A 668-nucleotide genomic window follows, 5' to 3' on the forward strand; every position below is an offset into this window, starting at 1 on the left:
GTTGCCATATCAGCCATCATAAATGCCAAACCTTGATTTCTGCAAATTGGTTTACCAAATTGTACGCGTTCTTTTGAATATTTAATGGAAAGATCCAAAGCGGCTTCAGCAATACCCAAAGCTTGTGCAGCAACACCAATCCGGCCACCGTCAAGTGTCGTCATGGCAATTTTAAATCCGTCTCCTTCTTTACCCAGTCGATTGGCTGCCGGAACACGAACATCTTGGAAGACCAATTCCATGGTTTGTGAAGAACGAATGCCTAATTTATCTTCTTTCTTACCGAAAGTAAAGCCAGGCATGCCTTTTTCTAAAATGAAAGCTGTAATGCCCTTATTACCTTTGGACTTATCTGTCATGGCAAAAATAACATACGTTTCAGCTTCGCCGCCGTTGGTAATGAACATTTTGCTGCCATTAATAATATAATCATCGCCGTCTTGTACAGCAGTCGTTTGCTGCGAAGCCGAGTCTGTACCTGCATTGGCTTCAGTTAAACCAAAGGCACCCATGGTGCGGCCTTCGGCAAGGGGTGTCAAATATTTTTGTTTTTGTTCTTCTGTTCCATAAGCATAGATTGGCCAACCACATAAGGAAACGGAGGCTGATAAGGACACACCGAGTCCATCATCAACGCGTGATATCTCTTCGACTGCCAAAATATAAGT

1 protein-coding gene is annotated in these 668 nt (G+C 43.1%); it reads right to left on the reverse strand.

Going from position 1 to position 668, the window contains the following annotated elements:
- The coding region (locus tag Ga0466249_RS25855; protein WP_215832375.1) for an acyl-CoA dehydrogenase family protein at window positions 1-668 on the reverse strand (668 nt) is incomplete at both ends.

The organism is Pelorhabdus rhamnosifermentans (genome assembly GCF_018835585.1).
In the GTDB taxonomy this organism is placed as follows: Bacteria; Bacillota; Negativicutes; order UMGS1260; family UMGS1260; genus Pelorhabdus; species Pelorhabdus rhamnosifermentans.